The sequence below is a fragment of the Arsukibacterium sp. MJ3 genome (assembly GCF_000987765.1).
Taxonomy (GTDB): Bacteria; Pseudomonadota; Gammaproteobacteria; order Enterobacterales; family Alteromonadaceae; genus Alishewanella.
On the sequence record NZ_LAHP01000099.1, the window covers coordinates 1 to 707 of the forward strand.

General features: G+C 41.3%; 1 pseudogene. It reads left to right on the forward strand.

Annotated elements, in window-relative coordinates:
- Positions 1-508 precede the first annotated feature (508 nt).
- Positions 509-707: pseudogene (locus VT06_RS16950) on the forward strand (PEP-CTERM sorting domain-containing protein); the annotation flags it as partial.

Sequence of the window (707 nt, forward strand, 5' to 3'; positions counted from 1 at the left end):
ACAGACTAAAATTAACCAGCCAATGGTTTCATCTTGCATTACCCGTACCGAGGTTTCACCCAGATTAAACAGTGCTGCTTTTGGGCTGCCAATTAACAATAAGCCAGCAACAGGTTCGGCTAGATTATCCATCAAGGTCTCTGCAGACATACTCTATTCTCACGTAAATCTCCGGCAGGCCGGAACGGGGTTGGTAAACCGTTGCAGCAGAAATTACAGCGCAACGGCACTCGCTAAATTAGTTATGATTTGTGCTAGCTATAAACTACGGCGCAATAATATCAAAAAAATATTTTTCTACCAGAAAATTGTCAGAAGGGTTATGACACCACTTGTCTGTACCTGTTAAAAGTAGTTGTTATTGTCATAAAGATTTACACATAATATATTCATAAATGTTAAATATTAACAAAAACAGGGGTGTAAAAGTTGGCCTAAATAATGCTTTACCTAGTAGAACGCGAATACTAGTGGTAATTCGCCCTTTTGTTCCATCAAGGAGATTATCATGAACAAATTTACCAAGGGGATGGTGGCGGGTGCCGCATTATTGGTCGCGCCATTTACCCAAGCAGCAGTTATAGAGTGGTCTAATATTGTGACTACTCAGTGGCTTGGCGCTACATTTAATGGCGTTAACGCCAATCAAATTGTAAACGACTCACTGATTAGCTGGGGTCGCGCTGGCGGTGATCATACTGATGCTA